The organism is Hoeflea sp. AS60, assembly GCF_038900115.1.
Classification (GTDB): Bacteria; Pseudomonadota; Alphaproteobacteria; order Rhizobiales; family Rhizobiaceae; genus Hoeflea.
Genome location: NZ_JBBMQP010000002.1, coordinates 1,034,197 through 1,055,345, shown reverse-complemented (window position 1 = coordinate 1,055,345; position 21,149 = coordinate 1,034,197). Strand labels below are relative to the sequence as shown.

The 21,149-nt window shown below is 59.1% G+C and carries 21 protein-coding genes; 14 read left to right on the top strand and 7 right to left on the bottom strand.

The window, feature by feature from the left end; translation table 11 throughout:
• The first annotated feature begins 208 nt into the window (after positions 1-208).
• The 4 genes from WNZ14_RS15300 to WNZ14_RS15285 all read left to right on the top strand — a co-directional run bounded on the left by WNZ14_RS15300 (position 209) and on the right by WNZ14_RS15285 (position 3,725).
• The gene (locus tag WNZ14_RS15300) at positions 209-1,609 is read left to right on the top strand and encodes an L-serine ammonia-lyase (RefSeq protein ID WP_342869503.1); all 1,401 of its coding nucleotides are present in this window, start codon (positions 209-211) and stop codon (positions 1,607-1,609) included.
• Between the two features lie 121 nt (positions 1,610-1,730).
• Positions 1,731-2,168 carry a DUF1489 family protein gene (locus WNZ14_RS15295; RefSeq protein WP_342869502.1) on the top strand — a complete coding sequence of 146 codons (438 nt, stop codon included), beginning with the start codon at positions 1,731-1,733 and terminating at the stop codon, positions 2,166-2,168.
• A 91-nt stretch (positions 2,169-2,259) separates the two neighbouring features.
• Positions 2,260-3,033 (top strand): VWA domain-containing protein, encoded by a 774-nt coding sequence (locus WNZ14_RS15290; protein WP_342869501.1) that lies wholly within the window; start codon positions 2,260-2,262, stop codon positions 3,031-3,033.
• Complete coding sequence (locus tag WNZ14_RS15285) at positions 3,030-3,725, top strand: DnaJ domain-containing protein (protein WP_342869500.1); 696 nt, start codon at positions 3,030-3,032, stop codon at positions 3,723-3,725. The genes WNZ14_RS15290 and WNZ14_RS15285 overlap by 4 nt, the downstream gene beginning before the upstream one ends.
• 81 nt (positions 3,726-3,806) lie before the next feature.
• Here WNZ14_RS15285 and WNZ14_RS15280 read toward each other — a convergent pair whose 3' ends face one another.
• Complete coding sequence (locus WNZ14_RS15280; protein WP_342870246.1) at positions 3,807-5,183, bottom strand: D-alanyl-D-alanine carboxypeptidase; 1,377 nt, start codon at positions 5,181-5,183, stop codon at positions 3,807-3,809.
• A gap of 306 nt (positions 5,184-5,489) precedes the next feature.
• Between WNZ14_RS15280 and WNZ14_RS15275 the strand changes: the two genes are divergently transcribed.
• The 5 genes from WNZ14_RS15275 (at position 5,490) to WNZ14_RS15255 (ending at position 10,196) form a co-directional block, all read left to right on the top strand.
• Positions 5,490-5,819 carry a phasin family protein gene (locus tag WNZ14_RS15275; protein ID WP_342869499.1) on the top strand — a complete coding sequence of 110 codons (330 nt, stop codon included), beginning with the start codon at positions 5,490-5,492 and terminating at the stop codon, positions 5,817-5,819.
• Positions 5,820-6,053: 234 nt separating this feature from the next.
• Complete coding sequence (gene clpS, locus WNZ14_RS15270; protein ID WP_342870245.1) at positions 6,054-6,401, top strand: ATP-dependent Clp protease adapter ClpS; 348 nt, start codon at positions 6,054-6,056, stop codon at positions 6,399-6,401.
• 10 nt (positions 6,402-6,411) lie between these two features.
• Positions 6,412-8,952: an ATP-dependent Clp protease ATP-binding subunit ClpA gene (clpA, locus tag WNZ14_RS15265; protein ID WP_342869498.1), complete on the top strand. Its 2,541-nt coding sequence runs from the start codon at positions 6,412-6,414 to the stop codon at positions 8,950-8,952.
• Positions 8,953-9,099: 147 nt separating this feature from the next.
• Positions 9,100-9,828 (top strand): AzlC family ABC transporter permease, encoded by a 729-nt coding sequence (locus WNZ14_RS15260; RefSeq protein ID WP_342869497.1) that lies wholly within the window; start codon positions 9,100-9,102, stop codon positions 9,826-9,828.
• The gene (locus tag WNZ14_RS15255; RefSeq protein ID WP_342869496.1) at positions 9,825-10,196 is read left to right on the top strand and encodes an AzlD domain-containing protein; all 372 of its coding nucleotides are present in this window, start codon (positions 9,825-9,827) and stop codon (positions 10,194-10,196) included. The genes WNZ14_RS15260 and WNZ14_RS15255 overlap by 4 nt, the downstream gene beginning before the upstream one ends.
• A 31-nt stretch (positions 10,197-10,227) precedes the next feature.
• On the opposite strand, the gene WNZ14_RS15250 is transcribed toward WNZ14_RS15255, so the two are convergent.
• Positions 10,228-10,719, bottom strand: coding sequence for a hypothetical protein (locus WNZ14_RS15250; RefSeq protein ID WP_342869495.1), 492 nt, complete (start codon positions 10,717-10,719; stop codon positions 10,228-10,230).
• Between the two features lie 221 nt (positions 10,720-10,940).
• Between WNZ14_RS15250 and WNZ14_RS15245 the strand changes: the two genes are divergently transcribed.
• Entirely contained in the window at positions 10,941-11,978 is a 1,038-nt protein-coding gene (locus WNZ14_RS15245) for an FAD-dependent oxidoreductase (protein WP_342869494.1), read from the top strand.
• 139 nt (positions 11,979-12,117) lie between these two features.
• The gene (locus WNZ14_RS15240; protein WP_342869493.1) at positions 12,118-13,035 is read left to right on the top strand and encodes an SHOCT domain-containing protein; all 918 of its coding nucleotides are present in this window, start codon (positions 12,118-12,120) and stop codon (positions 13,033-13,035) included.
• Between the two features lie 30 nt (positions 13,036-13,065).
• Here WNZ14_RS15240 and WNZ14_RS15235 read toward each other — a convergent pair whose 3' ends face one another.
• The 4 genes from WNZ14_RS15235 to WNZ14_RS15220 form a co-directional block, all read right to left on the bottom strand.
• Positions 13,066-13,494 carry an HIT family protein gene (locus tag WNZ14_RS15235; protein WP_342869492.1) on the bottom strand — a complete coding sequence of 143 codons (429 nt, stop codon included), beginning with the start codon at positions 13,492-13,494 and terminating at the stop codon, positions 13,066-13,068.
• A 72-nt stretch (positions 13,495-13,566) separates the two neighbouring features.
• Entirely contained in the window at positions 13,567-14,805 is a 1,239-nt protein-coding gene (locus tag WNZ14_RS15230) for a GNAT family N-acetyltransferase (RefSeq protein WP_342869491.1), read from the bottom strand.
• 78 nt (positions 14,806-14,883) lie between these two features.
• On the bottom strand, positions 14,884-15,621 hold the full coding sequence (locus WNZ14_RS15225; protein ID WP_342869490.1) for a glycerophosphodiester phosphodiesterase: 738 nt from the start codon (positions 15,619-15,621) through the stop codon (positions 14,884-14,886).
• A 7-nt stretch (positions 15,622-15,628) separates the two neighbouring features.
• The gene (locus tag WNZ14_RS15220; RefSeq protein ID WP_342869489.1) at positions 15,629-16,096 is read right to left on the bottom strand and encodes a RidA family protein; all 468 of its coding nucleotides are present in this window, start codon (positions 16,094-16,096) and stop codon (positions 15,629-15,631) included.
• Positions 16,097-16,221: 125 nt separating this feature from the next.
• Between WNZ14_RS15220 and WNZ14_RS15215 the strand changes: the two genes are divergently transcribed.
• Both WNZ14_RS15215 and WNZ14_RS15210 read left to right on the top strand, forming a co-directional pair.
• A complete protein-coding gene (locus WNZ14_RS15215; RefSeq protein ID WP_342869488.1) occupies positions 16,222-17,040 on the top strand; it encodes a cell envelope integrity EipB family protein in 819 nt (272 codons plus the stop codon).
• Between the two features lie 82 nt (positions 17,041-17,122).
• Positions 17,123-18,307, top strand: coding sequence for an NADH:flavin oxidoreductase/NADH oxidase family protein (locus WNZ14_RS15210; RefSeq protein ID WP_342869487.1), 1,185 nt, complete (start codon positions 17,123-17,125; stop codon positions 18,305-18,307).
• A gap of 4 nt (positions 18,308-18,311) precedes the next feature.
• On the opposite strand, the gene WNZ14_RS15205 is transcribed toward WNZ14_RS15210, so the two are convergent.
• Positions 18,312-19,175 (bottom strand): LysR family transcriptional regulator, encoded by an 864-nt coding sequence (locus WNZ14_RS15205; RefSeq protein WP_342869486.1) that lies wholly within the window; start codon positions 19,173-19,175, stop codon positions 18,312-18,314.
• 578 nt (positions 19,176-19,753) lie between these two features.
• On the opposite strand from WNZ14_RS15205, the gene WNZ14_RS15200 reads away from it, so the two are divergent.
• Positions 19,754-21,058 (top strand): Hsp70 family protein, encoded by a 1,305-nt coding sequence (locus WNZ14_RS15200; RefSeq protein ID WP_342869485.1) that lies wholly within the window; start codon positions 19,754-19,756, stop codon positions 21,056-21,058.
• Positions 21,059-21,149 lie beyond the last annotated feature (91 nt).

The window sequence follows — 21,149 nt, the reverse complement described above, 5'->3', positions numbered from 1 at the left end:
CGGCGGCATCTGAGCGAACGTATGGTCTGACAATTAGTGATCTGAAATGGGCAGCGCCTGACCAAACCGGTCGGCGCTGCTTCTCTTTGTCCCGCTTACAGCTCCAGCAAGGCGCTGTCGCTGTCGCGGCATTGGAAGTCGGTGGATTGACGGCTTGGATCAGGCCGCGCATGTAATGTGTCTGTTCTTACCGGAGCTGCCAGCCACCATGTTTCTTTCAGTCTTTGATGTTTTCAAGATCGGCGTCGGCCCGTCGAGTTCCCACACCATGGGGCCGATGTCCGCCGCCGTACGCTTCCTCGACGAGATCGCCGGCCCGGACTGGCCGCGTCCGGCGGGCGCGAAAGTCGACAGCATCAAGGTCAGCTTGCACGGCTCGCTGGCCTTTACCGGGATCGGTCACGGAACGGGCAGGGCGGTTGTGCTCGGCCTCACCGGCGAATTGCCCGATCAGGTCGACCCGGATCTCATGGACGCGATTATCGCGGGCGTCGAGCAAAGCCGCAGAATCAGCCCACCCGGCCACCCGGACTACCACTTCGATCCGAAGACGGATCTGGTCTTCGACAAGAAACAGCCCTTGCCGGGGCACGCCAATGGCATGACGTTTACAGCCTTTGATCGCGACGGGGCCATGCTTCTGCGCCGGATCTATTATTCAGTGGGTGGCGGCTTTGTTGTCTCCGACACGGAACTTGAGGCCATGAAAGGCGCCAAGAAGGCCGCGGGCGACAAATCGGTGCCCTACCCATTCCGCAATGCAAAGCAGATGCTTGAGATGGCGGCAAAGTATGGCCTGACAATCGCGCAGATGAAGCGTGCCAACGAGGAAGCCCACATGTCGGGTGAAGAGCTCGATGCCGGGCTGGATCGGATCTGGAATGCTATGAGCGGCTGCATCGACCGGGGCCTCGCAGGCGAGGGCATCATGCCGGGCGGTCTCAAGGTGCGGCGGCGCGCGCGCATCCTGCACGACAAGTTACAGGAGGAATGGCGGCAGAACCGGCGCAATCCGCTGCTCGCCAATGATTGGCTCAGTGTCTACGCAATGGCGGTCAACGAGGAGAACGCCTCCGGTGGCCGCGTTGTTACGGCGCCAACCAATGGTGCGGCCGGCGTTATCCCCGCGACCATCCGCTACGTGATGCAGTTTCATGATGGCGCCGACCAGCAGTCGATCCGCGATTATCTGCTGACTGCGGCAGCTGTCGGCGGCATCATCAAGCACAATGCGTCGATCTCCGGCGCCGAGGTCGGCTGCCAGGGCGAAGTTGGCTCCGCGGCCGCCATGTCGGCTGCGGGCCTTGCAGCCGTCATGGGCGGCACGCCCGAGCAGATTGAAAATGCAGCCGAAATTGCGCTGGAGCATCATCTGGGCATGACCTGCGACCCGGTCGGTGGGCTGGTTCAGGTGCCCTGCATCGAGCGCAACGCGCTGGGGGCAGTGAAGGCAGTTACCGCCGCTTCGCTAGCGATGAAGGGCGACGGCCAGCACTTCGTGCCGCTTGACGCCTGCATTGAAACCATGCGCCAGACCGGTCTCGATATGAACGAGCGCTACAAGGAAACCTCCACCGGTGGCCTCGCCGTCAATGTGGTGGAGTGCTGAACGGGAAGAGACGTTTCACGCTGAGCCTTAAACAGCCCTGCAGGCTCTGAGCCTGTGGACGATACCAGCTTCTGGCAGTGTTCTGCTTGACCCGGGGCCACCAGCGCCCGATGTATCTCGCATGGCACTTCATCTTCTCAAATTATGCGTTGGCGCTGAAAGCGTCGAAGACCAGCGGGACTGGATGCAGCGCCGTCTGGCCATGATGGCGGCGGCGGGGCAGGTGCCCGAGCAGTATCACACCACGCGAATGGTGCCCAAAAGGACGACTGAGTTGCTCGACGGTGGCTCGCTCTACTGGGTGATCAAGGGCAACATCCAAGCCCGCCAGCGCCTTCTGGAGATCCGTCCATTCGTAGATGTGGACGGCATTTCCCGATGCCACCTTGTTCTCGAGCCTGTGTTGCACGAGACCTCGTGGGCACCGCGTAGGCCGTTTCAGGGCTGGCGCTACCTCGACCCCAATGACGCGCCACCGGACCTTGGCGCATCTGGTTCCGGAGAAGATGATTTGCCGCCGGAGCTCAAGCGCGAACTTGCAGGCCTCGGGCTTCTGTGAAGCGAACCTGCGCCGAGCACCCTTGTGTTGTCGGGATAAAGCGCCACATTGTTTCTAAACGCAGCATCTGATGAACTGATACGCGGGAGCCATGGCGAAAGATAAGACCGGATCTGACAAGGCCCTGACCAAACGAGGCGCAACAGCGCTTCCGGATCATGCGCCCGCATCATCCCCCTCCGAGATTGCCGCCTTCCTGTCTGCGGCCAAGGCTGTTGTGCCCGCTGCAGCTGGTTCCGGGCGTCTTGCCTTCGCACTTGATGCCACGATGAGCCGCCAGCCGACATGGGACAGTGCCTGCAAATTGCAGGCGGAGATGTTTGATGCAGTGGACAAGTCCGCCGCGCTTTCGGTTCAGCTGGTCTATTTCCGCGGCCTTGGCGAATGCCGTGCCTCGCGCTGGGTCAATGACACGCGGCAATTGTCTGATCTGATGACCCGGATCGATTGTCGTGGTGGTCAGACACAGATCGGGCGGGTTCTGCGTCACGTTTCCGATGAGGCCAAGAGCAAGCCGGTCAGCGCGCTCGTCTACATCGGCGATGCGATGGAAGAAGACATCGACAAACTGGCGGTCGTTGCCGGCGAGCTGGCGCTGAGAAAAGTCCCGTGTTTCATGTTCCATGAAGGTCACGATCCGGCTGCAGCCGTCGGCTTTCGCGAAATTGCCCGCGTCACCGGCGGCGCCTATGTCCGGTTTGATCAGAACGCGGCATCCGAACTCGCAGCATTGCTCCGCGCAGTTGCTGCCTATGCGACCGGTGGACGGCCTGCGCTTGAAAAATCGGGCGGATCGGCGGCGCGGCTGTTGCTTGAGCAACTCGGCCCCGGAAAACCAGGTGGTGGAGGAACCAGCCGGCCATGAGTGCAATTGCAGTGTTTTTTGGCGGGCTGCTCGTGCTTCTCGCAGTGTTTGCCGGCTTGCTCAGTGTCAAACCGTCAGCTCTCGCCAGTACGCTTCGTTATGGTCTTCCTGTAGCCATGGCCGGTGTCGGAGGCGTTCTCACCCTCATCGGCCGCGCAAGCATAGGTATTCCTCTGCTGGCATTTGCTGTGGCGCTGTACTCACGTGCCCGCGCTGCTGGCCGGGCGACGCGACAGGGTGGCGGGCAGTCCTATGTCCGCTCGGCGGCTCTGGAAATGGAGCTTGACCTCGATACAGGAGAAATGAACGGCCTGGTGCTCGCCGGCAGCTTCGAGGGCCGCGAACTCAAGGACCTCGACGAGCCCGAATTGGTGCAATTGCATTCCGAACTGGCTGGTGACCCCGAAAGCCTTGGCTTACTGGAGGCGTATCTTGACCGCCGTGCGCCCGACTGGCGTGCCGGCTTTCACGTGAACGATGACGCGGGACTGGGAGCTTCTCCAGGCTCGGGCGCCATGACACAGAAGGAGGCCTACGAGGTCCTTGGTCTTGGCCCGGGGGCGAGTGAAGCCGAGATCCGCGAGGCGCATCGCCGCCTCATGAAGCGGATGCATCCCGACACGGGCGGTTCTGCGTTTCTTGCTGGCCGGATCAACGAAGCCAAAGCTGTTCTCTTGAGTCGACATGACTGAATTCCCCGAATACGCGATACAAAAACGTGGATGTTCCCGGAACTTTGGGTTCCGGCCGCAACGCTAAACAAACATTGCGGTTCAGTTGGCTGTTGCCCAACAGGCGTAGCCCTTCTTCTTCAGTGTGCTGCAGGCACGAGTGGCCGCAGCCTGGCCATCAAAGCCGCCAAAGCGGGCGCGGTAGAGCTGCTCGTTTCCCTTGGTGTAAGCCATCGTGAACGGCTCGGTTCCCGACAGTGAACGGCCGCCAACGCCCTGCGCTTTGGTAAGAAGCGCCATGGCTGCATTGCGGTCAGGCATTGCGCCAATCTGGATCATCCAGCCGCTGATTGGAGCTGTTGAGGCTGTGGTGACAGGATCGATGGCCTCGTTTGCAGCTGTTTCGACCGGCATCGGCGGAACGATGGCGGGGGCAGGCGTGGGGATCGCGACCTTTTGCGCAATCAGCGAATTGACCAGTGCTGCACGTCCGACAACCGGCTCGGGTGTGGGTGCCGCATAGGCAAAGGCCAGACGCTGATTGCCGTCATGCCGCTGCGATGGCACCGGGCCGACCTTGGGGAGTTCAAGCGATGCAACAGCCATTGGCATGCTCGCAGTCGCGCCCCGAGCGATCAGGTTGCCTCTACCGCGGGTCGAGGCCTTGGGAAGATAGCGCGCGATCAGGTCCTTCATCTGCTCGTTGCGGCTGGCGCCTGTACGACCACCCATGACCACTGCGACAATCGAGCGGTCGCGGTCGACCACCGATGACACCAGGTTGAAGCCCGAAGCACGGGTGTAACCGGTCTTGATGCCGTCGACGCCGCGCACGACGCCGAGCAGGCGATTGTGGTTGCCCATCCGTGTCTTGCCGAACGTGAACGAACGGGTCGAGAAGTATTTGTACTGCCGCGGAAAATGCTCACGCAAGGCAATGCCGAGGGTCGCCATGTCGCGCGCTGTCGTGGTCTGTGCCGAGTTCGGCAGTCCGTGGGCATTTCGGAACGTGGTCCGGGACATGCCGAGCGAGCGCGCCTTGGCCGTCATTATGCTGGCGAACTTCGCTTCCGAGCCGCCAAGGTGCTCTGCGATCGCGGTGGATGCGTCATTGGCCGACTTGGTCACCAGTGAGTAGATCACCTGTTCGACCGTGACCGAACGGCCTGCGCCGACGCCAAGCTTGGTTGGTGGCTCTTTCGCGGCATTGGCGGAGAACTTGATCCGGGTGTTGAGGTTGATGCTGCCGCGCTCGAGCGCCTCGAAGGTCAGATACAACGTCATCATCTTGGTCAAAGACGCCGGATAGCGCGCCTCATCGGCATCGTGGGCATAAAGTGTCTTGCCGGTTTTGGCGTCGATCACAATGCCCGCATATTTCGGATTGGCGGCAGCCGGCGCACTTCCCAATGCCAATACGATGCCGATCAGGGCAAACAGTTGGAACGTAGTGGAGGAAATGGCGACAAACCGGTCGATTACACTGGATTTACGCTGGTACACGATAACTCACTCATGATCAGGCGGGTGGAAGGATTTCTGACTGACGCCCTCCTTGATCAGCCATTGTGGTCGATCTTAGTCCGCCGTCGTTACCAATCCGTTTATGATGAATTATTCCTTTCCGGAATCTGTGCCGAAGCGAGCTGCGAAGGCTGGGTTAGGTGTGCCAATGCAAGAAAGTGTAATGTTTGAGAATTGGTGCAGTGCACAATAAACTTGACAATATGGTGCGGCGCACATAAATTGGTTACATCAACTTACCTAAAGCGAGGATCCTTCGACATGATGAACTTTGACAGCACTTCTAAAATGAGCAAGGAAGCCATGGACAGCATGCTGACCACGGTTTCGTCGATGACCAAGGGTTTCCAGCAGATCGCTGCTGAAGCAACCGAATATTCCAAGAAGTCCTATGAAGACAGCACAGCTGTTGTCGAGAAGCTGGTTTCGGCCAAGAGCCTCGACAAGGCCATGGAAATTCAGACCGACTACGCCAAGAATTCCTACGAAATGTTCGTTGCCCAGGCCACCAAGATGAGCGAACTATACGCTGATATGGCCAAGGAAGCCTACAAGCCTTTCGAAAAGGCAGCAGCCAAGGTCGCTGCCTGATCATACTTTTCTTCCTGCCGGCTTCGGCAGGAGAGCGAATTCATGCTAACCCGGTTGCATTCCTGTGCAGCCGGGTTTTTTCGTCAATTGGGCCAGCTCGGGAAATCTCTTTCTTCCGTGCTCAAGGGGGCTTAAAATTCCCGCAGGAAAGACTAAGTTAAGGACAATCCCCGGTGCGCCGTCTTTATATGCGCCGGTCGCAAATGACAGGAACTGGCCAGAGTGATCGAAAGTATGGATCGGATACGCCTGCAGGCGGACAAGAAAAGCGGAAACGGTGATTCCGATAGAGGAACTTCCGTCATCACCCGCACAAAGCCACAGGTCAAGAAACCCAGTCTGTACAGGGTCCTGCTGCTGAATGACGACTATACTCCTATGGAGTTTGTGATTCATGTTCTTGAACGCTTTTTTCAGAAGGACCGCGAGCAGGCCACACGGATTATGCTTCACGTCCACAATCACGGCGTCGGAGAGTGTGGTGTGTTCACCTACGAAGTGGCTGAAACCAAAGTGACCCAAGTCATGGATTTTGCACGCGAAAATCATCATCCGCTGCAATGCGTGATGGAAAAGAAATGAGGACCTGAAATTGCCTAGCTTTTCAAACAGTCTCGAAAAGGCGATCCATCAGGCGCTGACCTATGCCAATGAGCGGCATCATGAATATGCCACGCTTGAGCATTTGTTGCTGGCGTTGATCGAGGATCCGGATGCTGCAGCGGTCATGGGTGCGTGCAATGTCGATATCGACCAGTTGCGCCGCACCGTGAGCGACTATGTCGACAAGGAACTCGGCAATCTGGTGACCGGTTACGATGAGGATTCCAAGCCGACGTCCGGTTTTCAGCGCGTTATCCAGCGCGCCGTGATCCATGTACAGTCGTCAGGCAGGGAAGAAGTGACAGGCGCGAACGTGCTCGTGGCAATATTTGCCGAGCGCGAAAGCCATGCCGCCTACTTCCTCCAGGAGCAGGAAATGACCCGTTATGACGCGGTCAATTTCATCTCGCACGGTATCGCCAAGCGTCCGGGCGCCGAGGAAGGCCGTCCGGTCCGTGGTGCCGAGGAGCCGGAACCCGATTCCGCCAAGTCTGATTCTGCGGGCGAGGAGGGGGGCAAGAAAAAGGGCCAGGACGCCCTGACGGCCTATTGCGTCAATCTCAATGAGAAGGCCAAGACCGGCCGGATCGATCCCCTGATCGGCCGCATGGAAGAGGTCAACCGCACGATCCAGATCCTGTGCCGCCGCTCCAAGAACAATCCGCTCTATGTCGGCGACCCTGGTGTCGGCAAGACCGCCATCGCCGAGGGCCTGGCCAAGCGCATTGTCGAGGGCGATGTCCCTGATGTTCTTTCGGATGCGGTGATCTATTCGCTCGATATGGGTTCGCTTCTGGCGGGCACCCGCTATCGTGGTGACTTCGAGGAGCGCCTCAAGCAGGTGGTCAAGGAACTCGAGGATCTGCCCGGCGCCGTGCTGTTCATCGACGAGATCCACACCGTCATTGGAGCCGGCGCAACATCCGGCGGCGCCATGGACGCGTCCAACCTGCTCAAGCCGGCCCTGTCATCGGGTGCGATCCGGTGCATTGGATCGACCACTTACAAGGAATACCGGCAGTTCTTCGAGAAGGACCGCGCGCTGGTGCGCCGGTTCCAGAAGATCGACGTTGCCGAGCCGACAATTCCGGATGCGATCGAGATCCTCAAGGGGCTCAAGCCCTATTTCGAGGAGTATCACAAGGTCGGCTACACCGACGAGGCGATCAAGGCGGCTGTCGAGCTCTCGGCGCGCTACATCACCGACCGGAAGTTGCCAGACAAGGCGATCGACGTGATCGATGAATCGGGTGCCGCACAAATGCTGCTGCCCGAGAAACAGCGCAAGAAGATCCTCACCGACATCGAGATCGAAAATACCATCGCCACGATGGCGCGGATTCCGGCCAAGACCGTGTCGAAGGACGACACCGCTGTTCTTGCCAATCTCGACAAGGAACTGCGCTCGGTCGTTTACGGTCAGGATACAGCTATCGATGCCCTGACTGCAGCGATCCGTCTGGCGCGCGCCGGTTTGCGCGAACCCGACAAGCCGATCGGCTCCTATCTGTTCTCCGGCCCCACCGGTGTCGGCAAGACCGAAGTTGCCAAGCAGCTTGCGTCCTCACTCGGCGTCGAGCTTCTGCGCTTCGACATGTCCGAATACATGGAGCGTCATACTGTCTCGCGGTTGATCGGCGCGCCTCCGGGCTATGTCGGCTTCGATCAGGGCGGTCTGCTCACCGATGGTGTCGACCAGCATCCTTACTGTGTGCTGCTGCTTGATGAGATCGAGAAGGCCCATCCGGACCTGTTCAACATCCTGTTGCAGGTCATGGATCACGGCTCGCTCACCGATCACAACGGCAAGAAGATCGACTTCCGCAACGTGATCCTGATCATGACCACCAATGCGGGTGCTGCTGACGCTGCGAAATCGGCAATCGGTTTTGGCTCTTCCAAGCGCGAAGGCGACGACATGGAAGCGATCAACCGGCTGTTCACGCCGGAATTCCGCAACCGTCTCGATGCTATCATCCCGTTTGGCAGCCTGCCGACGCAGGTCATCCACATGGTGGTGCAGAAGTTCGTCATGCAGCTTGAAGCCCAGCTCGCCGAGCGCAACGTCACCTTCGATCTTGGAGAAGACGCGATCACCTGGCTTGCCGAGAAGGGTTATGATGAACGCATGGGTGCGCGGCCACTGGGCCGGGTGATCCAGGAGAACATCAAGAAAGAGCTCGCCAATGAACTTCTGTTTGGCAAGCTCAAGCATGGCGGCACGGTCAAGGTCACCGTTGGCGACAAGGACAATGGCACCAGGGGTCTGATCCTTGAGGCGATCCCGGCGGAAGTGCCGGTCAAGCCGAAAAAGGAAAAGGCGCCAGCCAAGAAACGTGCGCCGGCCAAGGCCAAGACGACGACCGCCAAGACCACGCGCAAGCCGCCTGCCGGCAAGAGCCCGTCGAAAGCCAAGAAGCCGGAACCTGATGGCTCCGGTGAAGCCGAGGCAAAGACGGCGGTCGCCGAAAAGCCTGCAGCGAAGAAACCGTCGTCAAGCGCTGTTCCAAAGGTGCCGCGCAAGAAATAGTCGGCGCATCGGACTTCTGAAAATGCAAAACACCCCGGTCCTGCCGGGGTGTTTTGCGTTTGGGCGTCACAGCTCTGCCAAATCCACTGCATCAGCCATGCACCAAAAATAGTTTGCAGCGCCGCGCAAAGCATCTAACAAAACACTATGAGCAATCCGTCCGGCCAGCGCGGCGTTCATTGGTTCTTCAAGGGCGCGCGCGGCATCACATCTCTTCCGGCCATCATTCTGATGAGCGCCTTTGTTGGCTTCTGCGGTTTTGCCGTCGAGGCCGGCATCCCGCTGGGGCAGACCGTGTTCATGACCGGAATGATCTGGGCATTGCCGGCCAAGGTGCTGCTGGTGGGGTCGATCCTTGCAGGCGTCTCGCTTCCCGCAGCCTTCATTACGGTGGCGCTGTCCTCAATCCGGCTGATGCCGATGGTGGCCGCGCTGATACCTGAGATCCGGAATGAGAAAACCCCGACATGGCTGTTGCTGCTGCTGTCGCATTTTATCGCCATTACCGCCTATGTCTTCACCATGGAACGGATCCGCGACGTTCCGCGCGAGCATCGGGTAGCGTTCTTCGCCGGCTTCGGCATGACCGTCACCTCCGCCAACATCATTCTGGTTGCGGTGCTCTACTCGACGGTCGCCAACCTGCCGGCGATGATCGCGGGCGCCTTGTTCTTTCTCACGCCGGTCTATTTCCTGACATCGATCTGGGCGTCGACCCGTGACCGGGCAGGGCATATCGCCATGCTGGTAGGATTGGCACTCGGGCCGATCTTTCACCAGATCGCACCGGAATTCGACATTCTCTATGCCGGTATTGTGGGCGGCACGCTGGCGTTCTTCGCTGACCGTTTCTGGAAAAGCGGTGCGCGCTCATGATCAACTACGAGACGTTTGACACTTGGTGGTGGCCCTATGTGTTCATCGCCATTGCCGGCTGGCTCGCAACCGACATCTGGCGCTGGCTGGGTGTGATTGTTGGCAACCGGTTGAAGCAGGATTCGGCGGCTCTTACCTGGGTACGCGCCGTCGCCACAGCGCTGCTTGCGGCCGTCATAGCCAAACTCATCCTTTATCCGACAGGAGAGTTGAAAAATGTTCCGGTCGCGCTGCGCCTGATAGCTGCATCCGTCGGGTTCGCTGCGTTCCTCATTGGTGGCAAACGGATCTGGATAGGCATCGTCGTGGCGCTTGGCCTGCTGATTGGCGGACAGTTGCTGCTCGGGTCTGCGGTCTTGAGCGGATAGCCCTGACAGGACAAACAACAATCGTCTCTCGCTACTTATCGAACCGCTGCGCCACCCAGGAATAGCTGTCCGTGACCACGTGGACCGGTTCGGTGACCAGCGCCTTCAGGTCTTTGGCTTCGGGAAGTGCGTCCTTGAACCGCTGCAAAACCAGAGCCGCGAAGCCTGAGTTGACTGCCGTCTCTGTGCTTTCCGCATCTTCAGCTGTTCGCGCGACCGGGATGTCAGCTTTCGGCACCGGTATGTCTGAAGCCTGCGGCGCACTTTCCGCGGTGGCTGCCGATCCCGCGGGAGGAGCCGCCGGTTCACCTGCCAGTTCGCTCAAGCCTGTATCCCCCGGGGTCTGGCAAACCGCCACCACCACCGGATAGTCGAGGTTGGAATAGGTTTTCAGCTTGTCTTCCGATTGCGCATCGCAGGCCTGCACCGTGGCCCAGCGATCATCGAGCATTTCGACAAAGTGGCATTGGGTTGCGGTGTCGTCGCACCCGAGAATAGTCATGATAATAAGAGCGGCCTGCATGAAAACCTCATAAATTCAAATCTGAAATGCTCATGCCTTTGCAATACCGCAAAAACAAGGCGAATGCATCTGGCAGGGGCCGAGCCGTCAACAACGTGTTGCATTTGGGCGACGGATCGGCAGTCAAATACAATCCAGACATGTTTGAAGCTGCATGTTGTTATCTGCTTGGACTTCGGATCGCCTATTCATTTGCTCATCCAGTTCGGGAGCCATGGAGCATGGGCGCTCAACACGTCATCATTGTCGGTGCAGGTATTGTCGGTGCATCGATCGCGCATGCGTTGAGCCACAATGGCATCAACGTCACCGTGGTCGATGCCCTTGAAAGCCCGGGCCTCGGGGTCAGCGCTGCGTCGTTTGGCTGGATCACCTGTGCTGCGGGTGAGCCCGATATTCCTGAAGCGGTTTACCGTTCTCGGCTTGAAGCCATCGACAATTACAAAAACCTCGATGCCGAGTTTGGTGGGCAGATCTATGCGCCGTCCAAGGGAGCCCTTGTCTGGGGCGCTAACGATGTGGAGACGCTTGACTGGGCTGAGCGGCACGAGGCCAGAGGCAGTCAGGTGCGGCTTGTTTCGCGCAAGGAAATCACCGCGATGGAGCCACTGATTGCAGCCCCTCCGGCGCTCGCGGCACATTTCCCGCGCGAAAAGGCGGTGGATGTGCGCGAGGCCTGCGCATTGCTGATCCGCTCCGCACGTGAAGCCGGGGCGCAGATCCTAATCGGCCAGAAGGTGCAGAGCCTTGATATTATTGGCGGACGGATTGCAGGTGTGAGACTGGCTGACCGTAGGGTAGCCGCCGATCAGGTTGTGGTCGCCGCTGGTGTGCAAAGCCCCGCATTGATCGCAGACGTGATGCCTGAGCACGGTGTCTACATGTCGTCGGCAGCGCTGATTACGTTGCAAGTCGATTCCGGCAGGTTTGCGCATATCCTTGATGGCGATGGTCTCGAAATTCGCTCGCGCAGGAATGGCGCAATGATTGTCGCCAGCGGCATTGAGGACGGGCCGGAGGACTTGGTCAAGGCGAACCTCGCGCGCGATGTGCTCACAAAAGTCCGCCGGACGTTTCCAGCCATCGTCAATCCGCGGGTAACCGGTGTGCAGATCGGCCACCGCCCGTTTCTCGCCGGGGATCGCCCGCTCGTGTCGGTCGCCCCTGACGTTGAAGGACTGTTGCTTGCCGTCAGTCATCCCGGGGTTATTCTGGCGCCGGAAATCGCCCGTCAGATTGGTGCCATGATAAGCCTGTAATCATCGACTTTGCATTTCGCGGGTACTGTACGCTGCCTTATGCCGCGTTTATCAACTGTGGACATCCAGCAATTCGCATTGTTGAATGTGTTGCTGCGATGCAATTTCCATCATGCAGTCCAACAGGAGATGTCATCCCGTGAGCGAATTGACCCAGGACGCACGCAAGGCCCTTGCCGAAATTGCCGATCGCCATGGCGTCAGTCAGGACGCTGTCGAACATGTGCTGATGGCACTCATGGCGGGGCAGGGCACGCAGGCCCAGTTCAACCATCCCGATCTGGGTGGCATGGGACAGTGGTCGCTCGGTGGCATGACAATGGTTGGCGACATGTTCAACAATGCACTCAAGGCCAGGGTCGACGGGCTTTGTTCCGATGTATCGCAACTGATGCGCCAGTCGGAGCCGCTGCATCGGCCATCAGAGATGTCTTCGCAATCCCAGTCCCAGGGGCCCCAATCCCAAGGTGCCCAATCTCAGGGAGATAGCGTCAGCCTGTTTGTCTCAGGTGGCTCGTCGTCCAACTGGTGGCCCGGCAATCTCGGCCATGCCGCATCCACCGGCTCACAGAACCAGATGCGGTATGCGTGGTTCCCCGATACTGCCCGCCTCGCCATCGATCCGGGTAATGGCAATGTGCGTGTCTATGACACCGCCGACCATCGCATAGGCGGCTTCTCCCAGCAGCAGGCCGGTGACCAGTCGCTCAGCTTCACCTCGCAGCACGGCTTGATCAAACTGTCTGACTTGCGTGAAGTTGAGATCGATGGTCAGGCCGTCTCTCAGTCTCAATCCGCCGGAAAAGCCAATGCGCCGTCCTTGTCGGACGTCCTCCTTAAGGCTGCCGCTCAAAATCTTGCATCGGACACTCTGGCAGCGCCCGCTGAAACCCCGGATTTCCAGTCCGAACTGAAGGAAGCGGCCAAGTTATCCGAAGCGGCTGACGAAGCCGATATCTTTGCCAAGATCGAGAGACTGGCGGCATTGCACGCCAAGGGCATCCTCACTGACGCGGAATATCAGACCAAGAAGTCTGAACTGTTGGCCCGGATCTGATCCCCGCAGGCTTTGAGGAAGCCGGCTGTCTTAGCCAAGTGCTGCGCGGATCTTATCCGCATTGGTTTTCAGAACGTCCGCGTCTTCCATCGTGCCGGTATGCGGTTTCATCGCCACACCTTCAAAGCGCGGGATCACATGCACGTGCAGGTGAAACACCACTTGGCCGCCGGCACTTTCATTGAACTGCTGGATGGTCACCCCATCGGCGCCAAATGCCTTGATCACCGCCCGCGCCATCACCTGCGTGGTTTCCATTACGTGGGCCAGGCTTTCGGTCTCGACGTCGAAGATGTTGCGGGCAGGGGCTTTGGGAATCACCAGACAATGTCCGGCTCCGCGCGGCATGATGTCCATGATCACCAGCGTATGATCATCCTCAAACAGCCGCTCGGCCGGCAATTCGCCGCGCAGGATTTTCGCAAACACATTGCTGTCATCATAATCGGGCGCGGTCATGGGCGGGTCTCCGGTTGATCAATGGACCTCGTTTGTACCGAGCCCGGACAGAGGGTCAAGCGCTTCGCGCCCTCATTCATCCGCATCCTCGGGTCTGCCGGGGCCTTTGCGGAACGGGCCATGCTCGCTGAGCACCTGACCGATATGCTCGACGTCGCGCCGTTCCCGCTCAAGGTAATCTGCGACAGCGCGCCTGAGGCCAGGATGGTCGATGTAGTGAGCCGAATGGGTCGTTGCCGGCAGATAGCCGCGTGCCAGCTTGTGCTCGCCCTGCGCGCCTGCCTCGACACGGGCCAGGCCCTTGGCAATGGCGAAATCGATCGCCTGGTGGTAGCAGACCTCGAAATGCAGGAACGGGTGATCCTCGACGCAACCCCAGTGCCGGCCGTAAAGGCAATCGCCGCCGATGAAGTTGATCGCACCGGCGACAAACCGGCCCTCACGCCGCGCCATCACCAGAAGCACGTCCTCGGCCATGCGCTCGCCAATCAGCGAAAAGAACTGACGCGTCAGATAGGGTCGTCCCCATTTTCGCCCGCCGGTGTCGACATAGAATTCGTAGAAAATGTCCCAGACGCTTTCGGTGAGGTCACTGCCGGTCAGCCATTCGATGGTGATGCCGTTTTCGAGTGCTGCCTTGCGTTCCTTCCGGAGCTGCTTGCGCTTGCGCGATGCGAGCGTGTCGAGGAAATCGTCATAGGTCTTGTAACCGGCATTCTGGAAATGGAACTGCTGGTCGGTCCGGCGCAGATAGCCCTCGGCTTCAAACGACGGAACTTCCGCTTCGGGCACGAAAGTGGCATGCACCGAGGAGAGGCCAAGCTGTGTGCACAGGGACCTCCCGCCGGCGGCAAGCGCGCGCCTGCGGCTTTCATCTCCCGGCCCCTGCCGCACCATCAGCCGTGGCCCCGTTGCCGGGGTGAACGGAGCCGAACATTGCAGCTTCGGATAATACCGTCCGCCCGCCCGTTCGAATGCGTCGGCCCAGGCGTGGTCAAACACATACTCGCCCATCGAGTGGCTCTTGATATAGGCGGGCATCGCGCCTTCAAGCGCTCCATCAGGGCCACGCAAGACGATGTGGCGTGGCAGCCAGCCGGTCTGCGCAGAGACTGAACCTGATTCTTCAAGTGATGACAAAAAAGCGTGGCTGACGAATGGGTTATAGACAAGTCCGGACTCAGATTGCGAGCCACTTGAATCAGTTTGCGAAGCGCGCGCGGCGCCGCCGAGACCGCTCCACTCTTCCGCTGTGACTGCGGCCATGCCCTCGATTGTCGTCAGCGTATAGTCTTTCGTTTCAGTGGTCATGGCACTCCGTCCAGCGCAAGGCTTTTGCCTGGTGCAACTCTGACAATAAACTTATGATCACGGCTCAGATTGACAAGGTCACTCGTCTTCCAAACTGTTCGGATCAAAGCCTTCGAAAGTCATCTGGTCGGCAAAGGCTCTTGTCTTTTCGCGCGCTTCTGCATCCCGCACCGTCCACGTGATGATGGGAATACCCTGCGCCCGTTGCGCCTCGATGAAGGCGTTTGGCAAATGATGCACGCAATAGGAGATGAAGCTGAGACCCAGGTGCATGGCTTCTTCGTGGACGAAGAACGTCTCGGGCTTGACGCCTTCCGCGGTCAGCCCGAGCGGGCAGGTGGCGCCGCTGGCGATGAGCGCCCGCAGCAGGGCATCGTCAAAACTCATCAATGCCACCGGTCCGTCATAGCTTTCCAGGCACTCGACAACAGCATCAGCAAAGCCGTCATCATCGCCCGGGCGGCCTTTCAGCTCGATGACAAGTGGAACCTTGCCCGCAACCATCTTGAGCAGCGCCGGCAGGGACATGACACCGTCCTTGGTGCCGCCGACCCTGAGCTGCGCCAGCTCCTGCGATGTCCGTTCGCGAACATCGCCGGGAAGGCCGCACAGACGCTCCAGGTCATCATCGTGGAACACCACCGGCACGCCATCGGTTGCGATATGGATGTCGCATTCGATCGCATAGCCGGCGTCTATCGCACGCTGGAATGCGCTTGCCGTGTTTTCCCAGATAGTCTGGTTCATGTCATGGTAGCCGCGATGGGCAATGGGGCAGGCAGTCAGCCAGCTGAGATCCGGGTTGGTCTGGGCCATGGTGCTGTTACCTGATTTCGATCACGGCATCGACTTCAACTGCCGCGTTGAGCGGCAGGCAGGCCATGCCGACGGCGGCGCGGGCATGTTTGCCGCGCTCTCCAAGCATCTCTGCAATCAGGTTCGATGCGCCGTTGATCACCAGATGCTGATCGGTAAAGGAGGGCTCGGATGCGACAAATCCGTTCAGTTTGACCACCCGGACAATGCGTTCAAGATCGCCGCCGAGTGCAGCCTTGGTCTGCGACAGAATGTTGATGGCGCACAGTTCGGCAGCCCTCTGACCGGCAGCCACATCGACATCACGCCCCAGCAGGCCCTTGACCGCAAGCGACCCGTTCTCGATCGGCAACTGGCCGGAGATGAACAGAAGCGAGCCGGTGATGACATAGGATACATAATTGGCTGCTGGCGCTGCGGCATCGGGAAGCACAATGCTGCGGGCGGCCAGGCGGGATTCAATCGTGTCGGTCATCAAAGGCTCCAAATTCGGCTCTGTTAGGGTTGCTGCAGCGTTTTGGCGGTTCATGCAAGTTCCGCCTCGCTTTTACCACCTGTGCTCATATAACATCAGCTCAGGATTCGACAGGAGAAAACCTGATGCGCTTGCTAGCAATTGTATCACTCGCCGTATTGGCGGCCACATCGGCGCAAGCTGCTCCGGCCGCAGGAGCTGGGGGCCTTGCCGCTCACCGCGCGGTCTATGATCTCTCGCTCAAGGATGCCTCGGAGCGCTCCGGCATCTCCGGCATGGTTGGACGCATGGTCTATGAGTTCAACGGCTCGGCTTGCGAGGGCTACACCGTCAGTTTCCGCTTTGTCACCGAAATTGCCACCGGTGAGGATTCAAGGCTGACCGACCAGCAGACAACAACCTTCGAGGATATCCGCAAAGGCAAGTTCAGCTTTGTCACCAGATCGTTTGTGGATCAGAAACTTGATCACGAAGTTCGCGGCTCGGCCGAAGTGAAGGACGAAGGCCTGGCTCTTGATCTTGAAAAGCCAGACAAGCTGGCCCTCGACATTGCCACGGCGCGCTTTCCCACCGAACACATGATCGAACTGATAGCCAAGGCCCGCGAGGGCGAACGGTTTTACGAATCGCGCATCTATGATGGCTCCGACGAGGGCGACAAGGCGATGATCACAACCACGATCCTTGGTGACAAACAGCCGGTCGAGAAAAGCGACACGGAAGCCGAAAGGGCAGGCGAGCTAGCAGATGACGCCTTCTGGCCTGTCTCGATGTCCTATTTCGAGGAAACTGCCGAAGGCGATGGCCTGCCGGTCTATTCCATTGCTTTCAAGCTCTATGAGAACGGCGTCACCCGCGACCTAACCATGGACTACGGCGACTTCGTCCTGCAGGGGCAACTGGCACAGCTCGACATCTATGAAGCTGAGCCTTGCAAGGAATAGGACGCTTTCTTGCTGCTCTGGCGCGAAGCGCTCTGAAATCGACGTCTTGTGAGACTGTCAATCGAAGCCATCGTGTGGCAGCATGGCCCACATGCTTTTCCAGCCACTAGAACTGCCCTGCGGTACAGTCCTCAAAAACCGGATCGCGAAGTCGGCCATGTCGGATTCACTCGGCGACGGGTACGGGAATCCAACCGGCGCACAGATCCGCCTTTATGAGCGCTGGGCCGAGGGTGGCATTGCCGTTTCGATCATCGGCGAGGTTCAGGGCAATCCGAACTATGCCGAAAAGCCCGGCAATCTTCTGCTTGATCCGAACTCTGATAAAGCCGAATTTGAAAAACTCGCGCGCCGGGGAGCCACCAACGGAGCCAAGCTTTGGCTTCAGCTCGGTCACGCAGGCGCCATGGCCCATCCGCCAATCAGCACGCCCAAGGGCCCCAGCGCGCTTGATCTTTCCGGCCTCACTTGCGCTGCCTTGACCGCCCGGGAGATTGAAGACCTGCCTGGTGAATTCGCGCGGACCGCTGCTCTGGCGAAGAGCCTCGGCTTTGGCGGCGTCCAGATCCATGCCGCGCATGGCTTCCTGCTCAGCCAGTTCCTGTCGCCGCTGTTCAACCGCCGTGGCGACGCCTATGGCGGATCGCTTGAAAATCGAATGCGGCTGCTGCTGGACGTTATTGAGGAAGTGCGCAATGCGGTTGGTCCCGGTTTTCCCGTGGCCCTCAAACTGAACTCATCTGATCAATTGCAGGGCGGATTCGAGGAAAGTGAGTCGTTGAAGGTGATGTCGGCGCTCGACCAGACCAGCATTGATCTGATCGATATCAGCGGCGGCACCTATTTTCCCGGTGCCAAATCTGCCTCCGACAGTGCGGGCGGTGGCCCGTATTTTCTCGACTTCGCAAAACGCGCCCGGACTTTGACCACCAAGCCGCTGATGCTGACTGGCGGGTTCAAGACGCTTGAACAGGCCGGAAACGCGGTGTCGGACGGTTATGTGGATGTTGTCGGTCTGGCCCGGGCACTTGTGCTCGTTCCGGACCTCGCCAACCACTGGCAGCGCGGTACTGCCGCCACTCCGGACTTCCCGAGATTCGTCTCGCCGCCCGAAGGCGGGGTCACAGCCTGGTACACAATGCGCTTGACCGGGATTGGCGAGGATCGGGAGGCGACGCAATCCCAAGACCTCGAGACGGCTATCCGCGATTATGAAGCACGCGATATGCAGCGCATTGGGCTGTGGAACAGCCGGCGCGGTGCGTGAGCGTCTACCGGCCGATCAGGTCGGCAATCACCGGATGCGGGAAATTGCGGCGTACAGTGACCGCATAGAAACTCTCGACGATCTCCAGGTCGAATGGCGCCGTCTCAAGCAACCCTGAAGCGATTTCATCGGCCAAAACCACAGATGGTGCGATCGCCAGTCCCAGGCCTTCGCGCGCGAGAAGGCGCACCATCGCCATGTCGTCGACATCGGCTGCGATCCGTGGCGTTACGCCCAGGCGGGCGATCAGGCTTTCAAATCCTGTTCTGATCGAGCTTTCGGTTGGCACAATCAGCGGCTCATGCTCAAGCAGCGCCCGCAAGGTGGCGTGGCGCAAACGCTGCGGAATGCCATGGATGCCGACTGATTGTTCGGCAATCCGGTGGGCGGTGAAATCGCTTCCGAACGCGCCAGGCGGGGGCTCCGTGGTCAGCACCACGTCAAGCGCAAGAGATTTGAGCGCCTCGAACAGCACGCTGGCACTTCCTGATTTCAGAATGATGTCGACGGTCTGCGCTTCCAGCAGAGGTCGCAGGAAATTCAGCTGAAAGTTTCGCGAAAGCGTCGAGAGCGATCCAACCCGCAGCGGTGGCGATGCAGCGCCGGTGCGTTGCAACGTGGCGACCAGCTCCTCTCCTGTTCCGAATATTCGGTCCGCATGGTCGAGCACGATCCGACCGACCTCGGTCAGGACAAGTTGCCTGCCGACCCGATCGAAAAGCGGATGGCCCAGACGCTCCTCGAGTGTACGGATCTGGCTGGAAAGGGCTGATTGCGAGAGGTTCACCCGTTCGGCCGTGCGGGTCAGGTTGCCGTCGTTGGCGACCTCACGGAAATACCGCAGATGATGATAGTTGAGGTTGTCCATGGGTGAGCTCGCTCTTTGTCCTCTGCGTGCGCACTATTATAGTTCGACAAAACAGAACGAAAGAACCTCAAAGATATATTTCTATTCTCCAATTGATGCGGCGTGTCCCTGGCACCGATCAACCCAAGTGGACTGGATATAGATTATATTTTGGAAAACGCAGTCATGCTGCTGCTGTTTAAGTTTGGTCTCAGCGCCGGCATTTCCGCGCGCCATGCCTCGACCTGTTGCGGCGCACGTTCAATTTGTTCAAGTGAAACAAGAGCTTCGCATCCTGGGGATTGCGATTTGGAAGTGGCGCATCCATGTTAATCTAAAACATTAGAAATAAATGCATATCTAATTGAAAATATATATTTATGTGCCCGATTCTGGCTCTCATCCGTTGCGGGCAACATGACCGATTTTTGCCGATCCGCCTGACAGACGCAAGGCGTCAGTAAACTTCAAAGCGAGTTAGCCAGCCCCGGCGGGTGGACTGTGACGCCACCCTGTGGCATGAGGCCCGCTTCCTGGTGACCTTTTCGGCGCTGGCATTTCGTCCTCACTTCAACCGCAAGACAGATGGAGCAATGGCTATGGCCAATGCGCTTGGGCTAGATTTTGGCACGACGAACACGGTTCTGGCTCAGTTGAGCCAAGGGTCAGACACGGCTTCGATCAGCTTCGAATCGTCCGCCGGAACCGGCAACACCATGCGAACGGCGCTGTCCTTCATCAAGGATCCGCAGCTGGGCGCCAGCGCTCTGCAGGTGGAAGCCGGTGCGGCCGCAATTCGCGCCTTCATCGATAATCCCGGCGACTGCCGCTTCCTTCAGTCGATCAAGACCTTTGCCGCCTCGTCCCTGTTCCAAGGCACGCTGGTGCATGCGCGCCGCTTCCAGTTCGAGGACCTGATGGAAGTCTTTCTCAAGCGGCTTGAACACTATGCGGGCGACAACTGGCCATCGCCGGTGAGCCGCGTCGTCACCGGGCGTCCGGTGCATTTCGCCGGCGCCAACCCGGATGCCGACCTTGCCATGCGGCGTTACGATGAAGCGCTCACGCGCCTGGGCTTTCCCGAATTGCACTATGTCTATGAGCCGGTCGCTGCAGCCTTCTACTTCGCGCAAAACCTCAATCATGACGCTACCGTGCTGGTGGCTGATTTCGGCGGAGGCACCAGCGATTTCTCCCTGATCCGCTTCGAGACCAAGGCCGGGCGGGTTTCGGCGATTCCCGTCGGCCAGTCAGGCGTCGGCGTAGCAGGCGACCAGTTCGATGCACGCATGATCGATCATCTGGTGGCGCCCGAGATCGGAAAAGGCAGCCAGTTCAAGAGCTTCGGAAAGCGTTTGGATGTGCCCGCCAGCTACTATCGCAATTTCTCGCGATGGAACCAGCTGTCGATCTTCAAGACCACAAAGGAATATGCTGACTTGAAGGCCCTGGTCCGCCAGGCAGTCGAACCCGACAAGCTTGAGCGCTTCATTGACCTCATCGAGCATGACGAGGGCTATCAGCTGCACCAGGCGGTGTCGGCCACCAAGATGGCACTGTCCGGCTCAGACGAGGCTGAGTTCCGCTTTACTGCCCTTGGTGCTGCTGGCGAGAAAACTGTCAGACGGCAGGATTTCGAAGCCTGGATCGAACCGGATCTGCAAAGCATCACCGCCGCACTCGATGACGTGCTGGACAAGACCGGAACGCTGGCTGGCAGTGTCGACAAGGTGTTCCTGACCGGCGGCACCTCTTTCGTGCCAGCTGTAAGGCGGATCTTTTCCGAGCGCTTTGCTGCAGACCGCATTGAGACCGGCGGAGAACTGATTTCCATCGCCCACGGATTGGCGCTGATCGGTGAGCGCGACGACATCGAGCAATGGACGGTTCCCGTGGCCGCATGACGGGCAGGGCGAGGGGCTGATGTTGATTTGAGTTTTGAGTCTTTGGGAACGTCAGTAATCTGTGGAGGGCCGACATGACTCGGGCCAGTGC

What these genes read in the sequence shown, in the direction of transcription:
- WNZ14_RS15200 (WP_342869485.1), top strand. Translation starts at nt 19,754, where the DNA reads ATGGCCAATGCGCTTGGGCTAGATTTTGGCACGACGAACACGGTTCTG.
- WNZ14_RS15235 (WP_342869492.1), bottom strand. Translation starts at nt 13,494, where the DNA reads ATGACCGCGCCCGATTATGATGACAGCAATGTGTTTGCGAAAATCCTG.
- WNZ14_RS15275 (WP_342869499.1), top strand. Translation starts at nt 5,490, where the DNA reads ATGATGAACTTTGACAGCACTTCTAAAATGAGCAAGGAAGCCATGGAC.
- WNZ14_RS15210 (WP_342869487.1), top strand. Translation starts at nt 17,123, where the DNA reads ATGGCCCACATGCTTTTCCAGCCACTAGAACTGCCCTGCGGTACAGTC.
- WNZ14_RS15225 (WP_342869490.1), bottom strand. Translation starts at nt 15,621, where the DNA reads ATGGCCCAGACCAACCCGGATCTCAGCTGGCTGACTGCCTGCCCCATT.
- clpS (WP_342870245.1), top strand. Translation starts at nt 6,054, where the DNA reads ATGGATCGGATACGCCTGCAGGCGGACAAGAAAAGCGGAAACGGTGAT.
- WNZ14_RS15230 (WP_342869491.1), bottom strand. Translation starts at nt 14,805, where the DNA reads ATGACCACTGAAACGAAAGACTATACGCTGACGACAATCGAGGGCATG.
- WNZ14_RS15245 (WP_342869494.1), top strand. Translation starts at nt 10,941, where the DNA reads ATGGGCGCTCAACACGTCATCATTGTCGGTGCAGGTATTGTCGGTGCA.
- WNZ14_RS15285 (WP_342869500.1), top strand. Translation starts at nt 3,030, where the DNA reads ATGAGTGCAATTGCAGTGTTTTTTGGCGGGCTGCTCGTGCTTCTCGCA.
- WNZ14_RS15250 (WP_342869495.1), bottom strand. Translation starts at nt 10,719, where the DNA reads ATGCAGGCCGCTCTTATTATCATGACTATTCTCGGGTGCGACGACACC.
- WNZ14_RS15205 (WP_342869486.1), bottom strand. Translation starts at nt 19,175, where the DNA reads ATGGACAACCTCAACTATCATCATCTGCGGTATTTCCGTGAGGTCGCC.
- WNZ14_RS15215 (WP_342869488.1), top strand. Translation starts at nt 16,222, where the DNA reads ATGCGCTTGCTAGCAATTGTATCACTCGCCGTATTGGCGGCCACATCG.
- WNZ14_RS15260 (WP_342869497.1), top strand. Translation starts at nt 9,100, where the DNA reads ATGAGCAATCCGTCCGGCCAGCGCGGCGTTCATTGGTTCTTCAAGGGC.
- WNZ14_RS15290 (WP_342869501.1), top strand. Translation starts at nt 2,260, where the DNA reads ATGGCGAAAGATAAGACCGGATCTGACAAGGCCCTGACCAAACGAGGC.
- WNZ14_RS15300 (WP_342869503.1), top strand. Translation starts at nt 209, where the DNA reads ATGTTTCTTTCAGTCTTTGATGTTTTCAAGATCGGCGTCGGCCCGTCG.
- WNZ14_RS15255 (WP_342869496.1), top strand. Translation starts at nt 9,825, where the DNA reads ATGATCAACTACGAGACGTTTGACACTTGGTGGTGGCCCTATGTGTTC.
- WNZ14_RS15220 (WP_342869489.1), bottom strand. Translation starts at nt 16,096, where the DNA reads ATGACCGACACGATTGAATCCCGCCTGGCCGCCCGCAGCATTGTGCTT.
- WNZ14_RS15295 (WP_342869502.1), top strand. Translation starts at nt 1,731, where the DNA reads ATGGCACTTCATCTTCTCAAATTATGCGTTGGCGCTGAAAGCGTCGAA.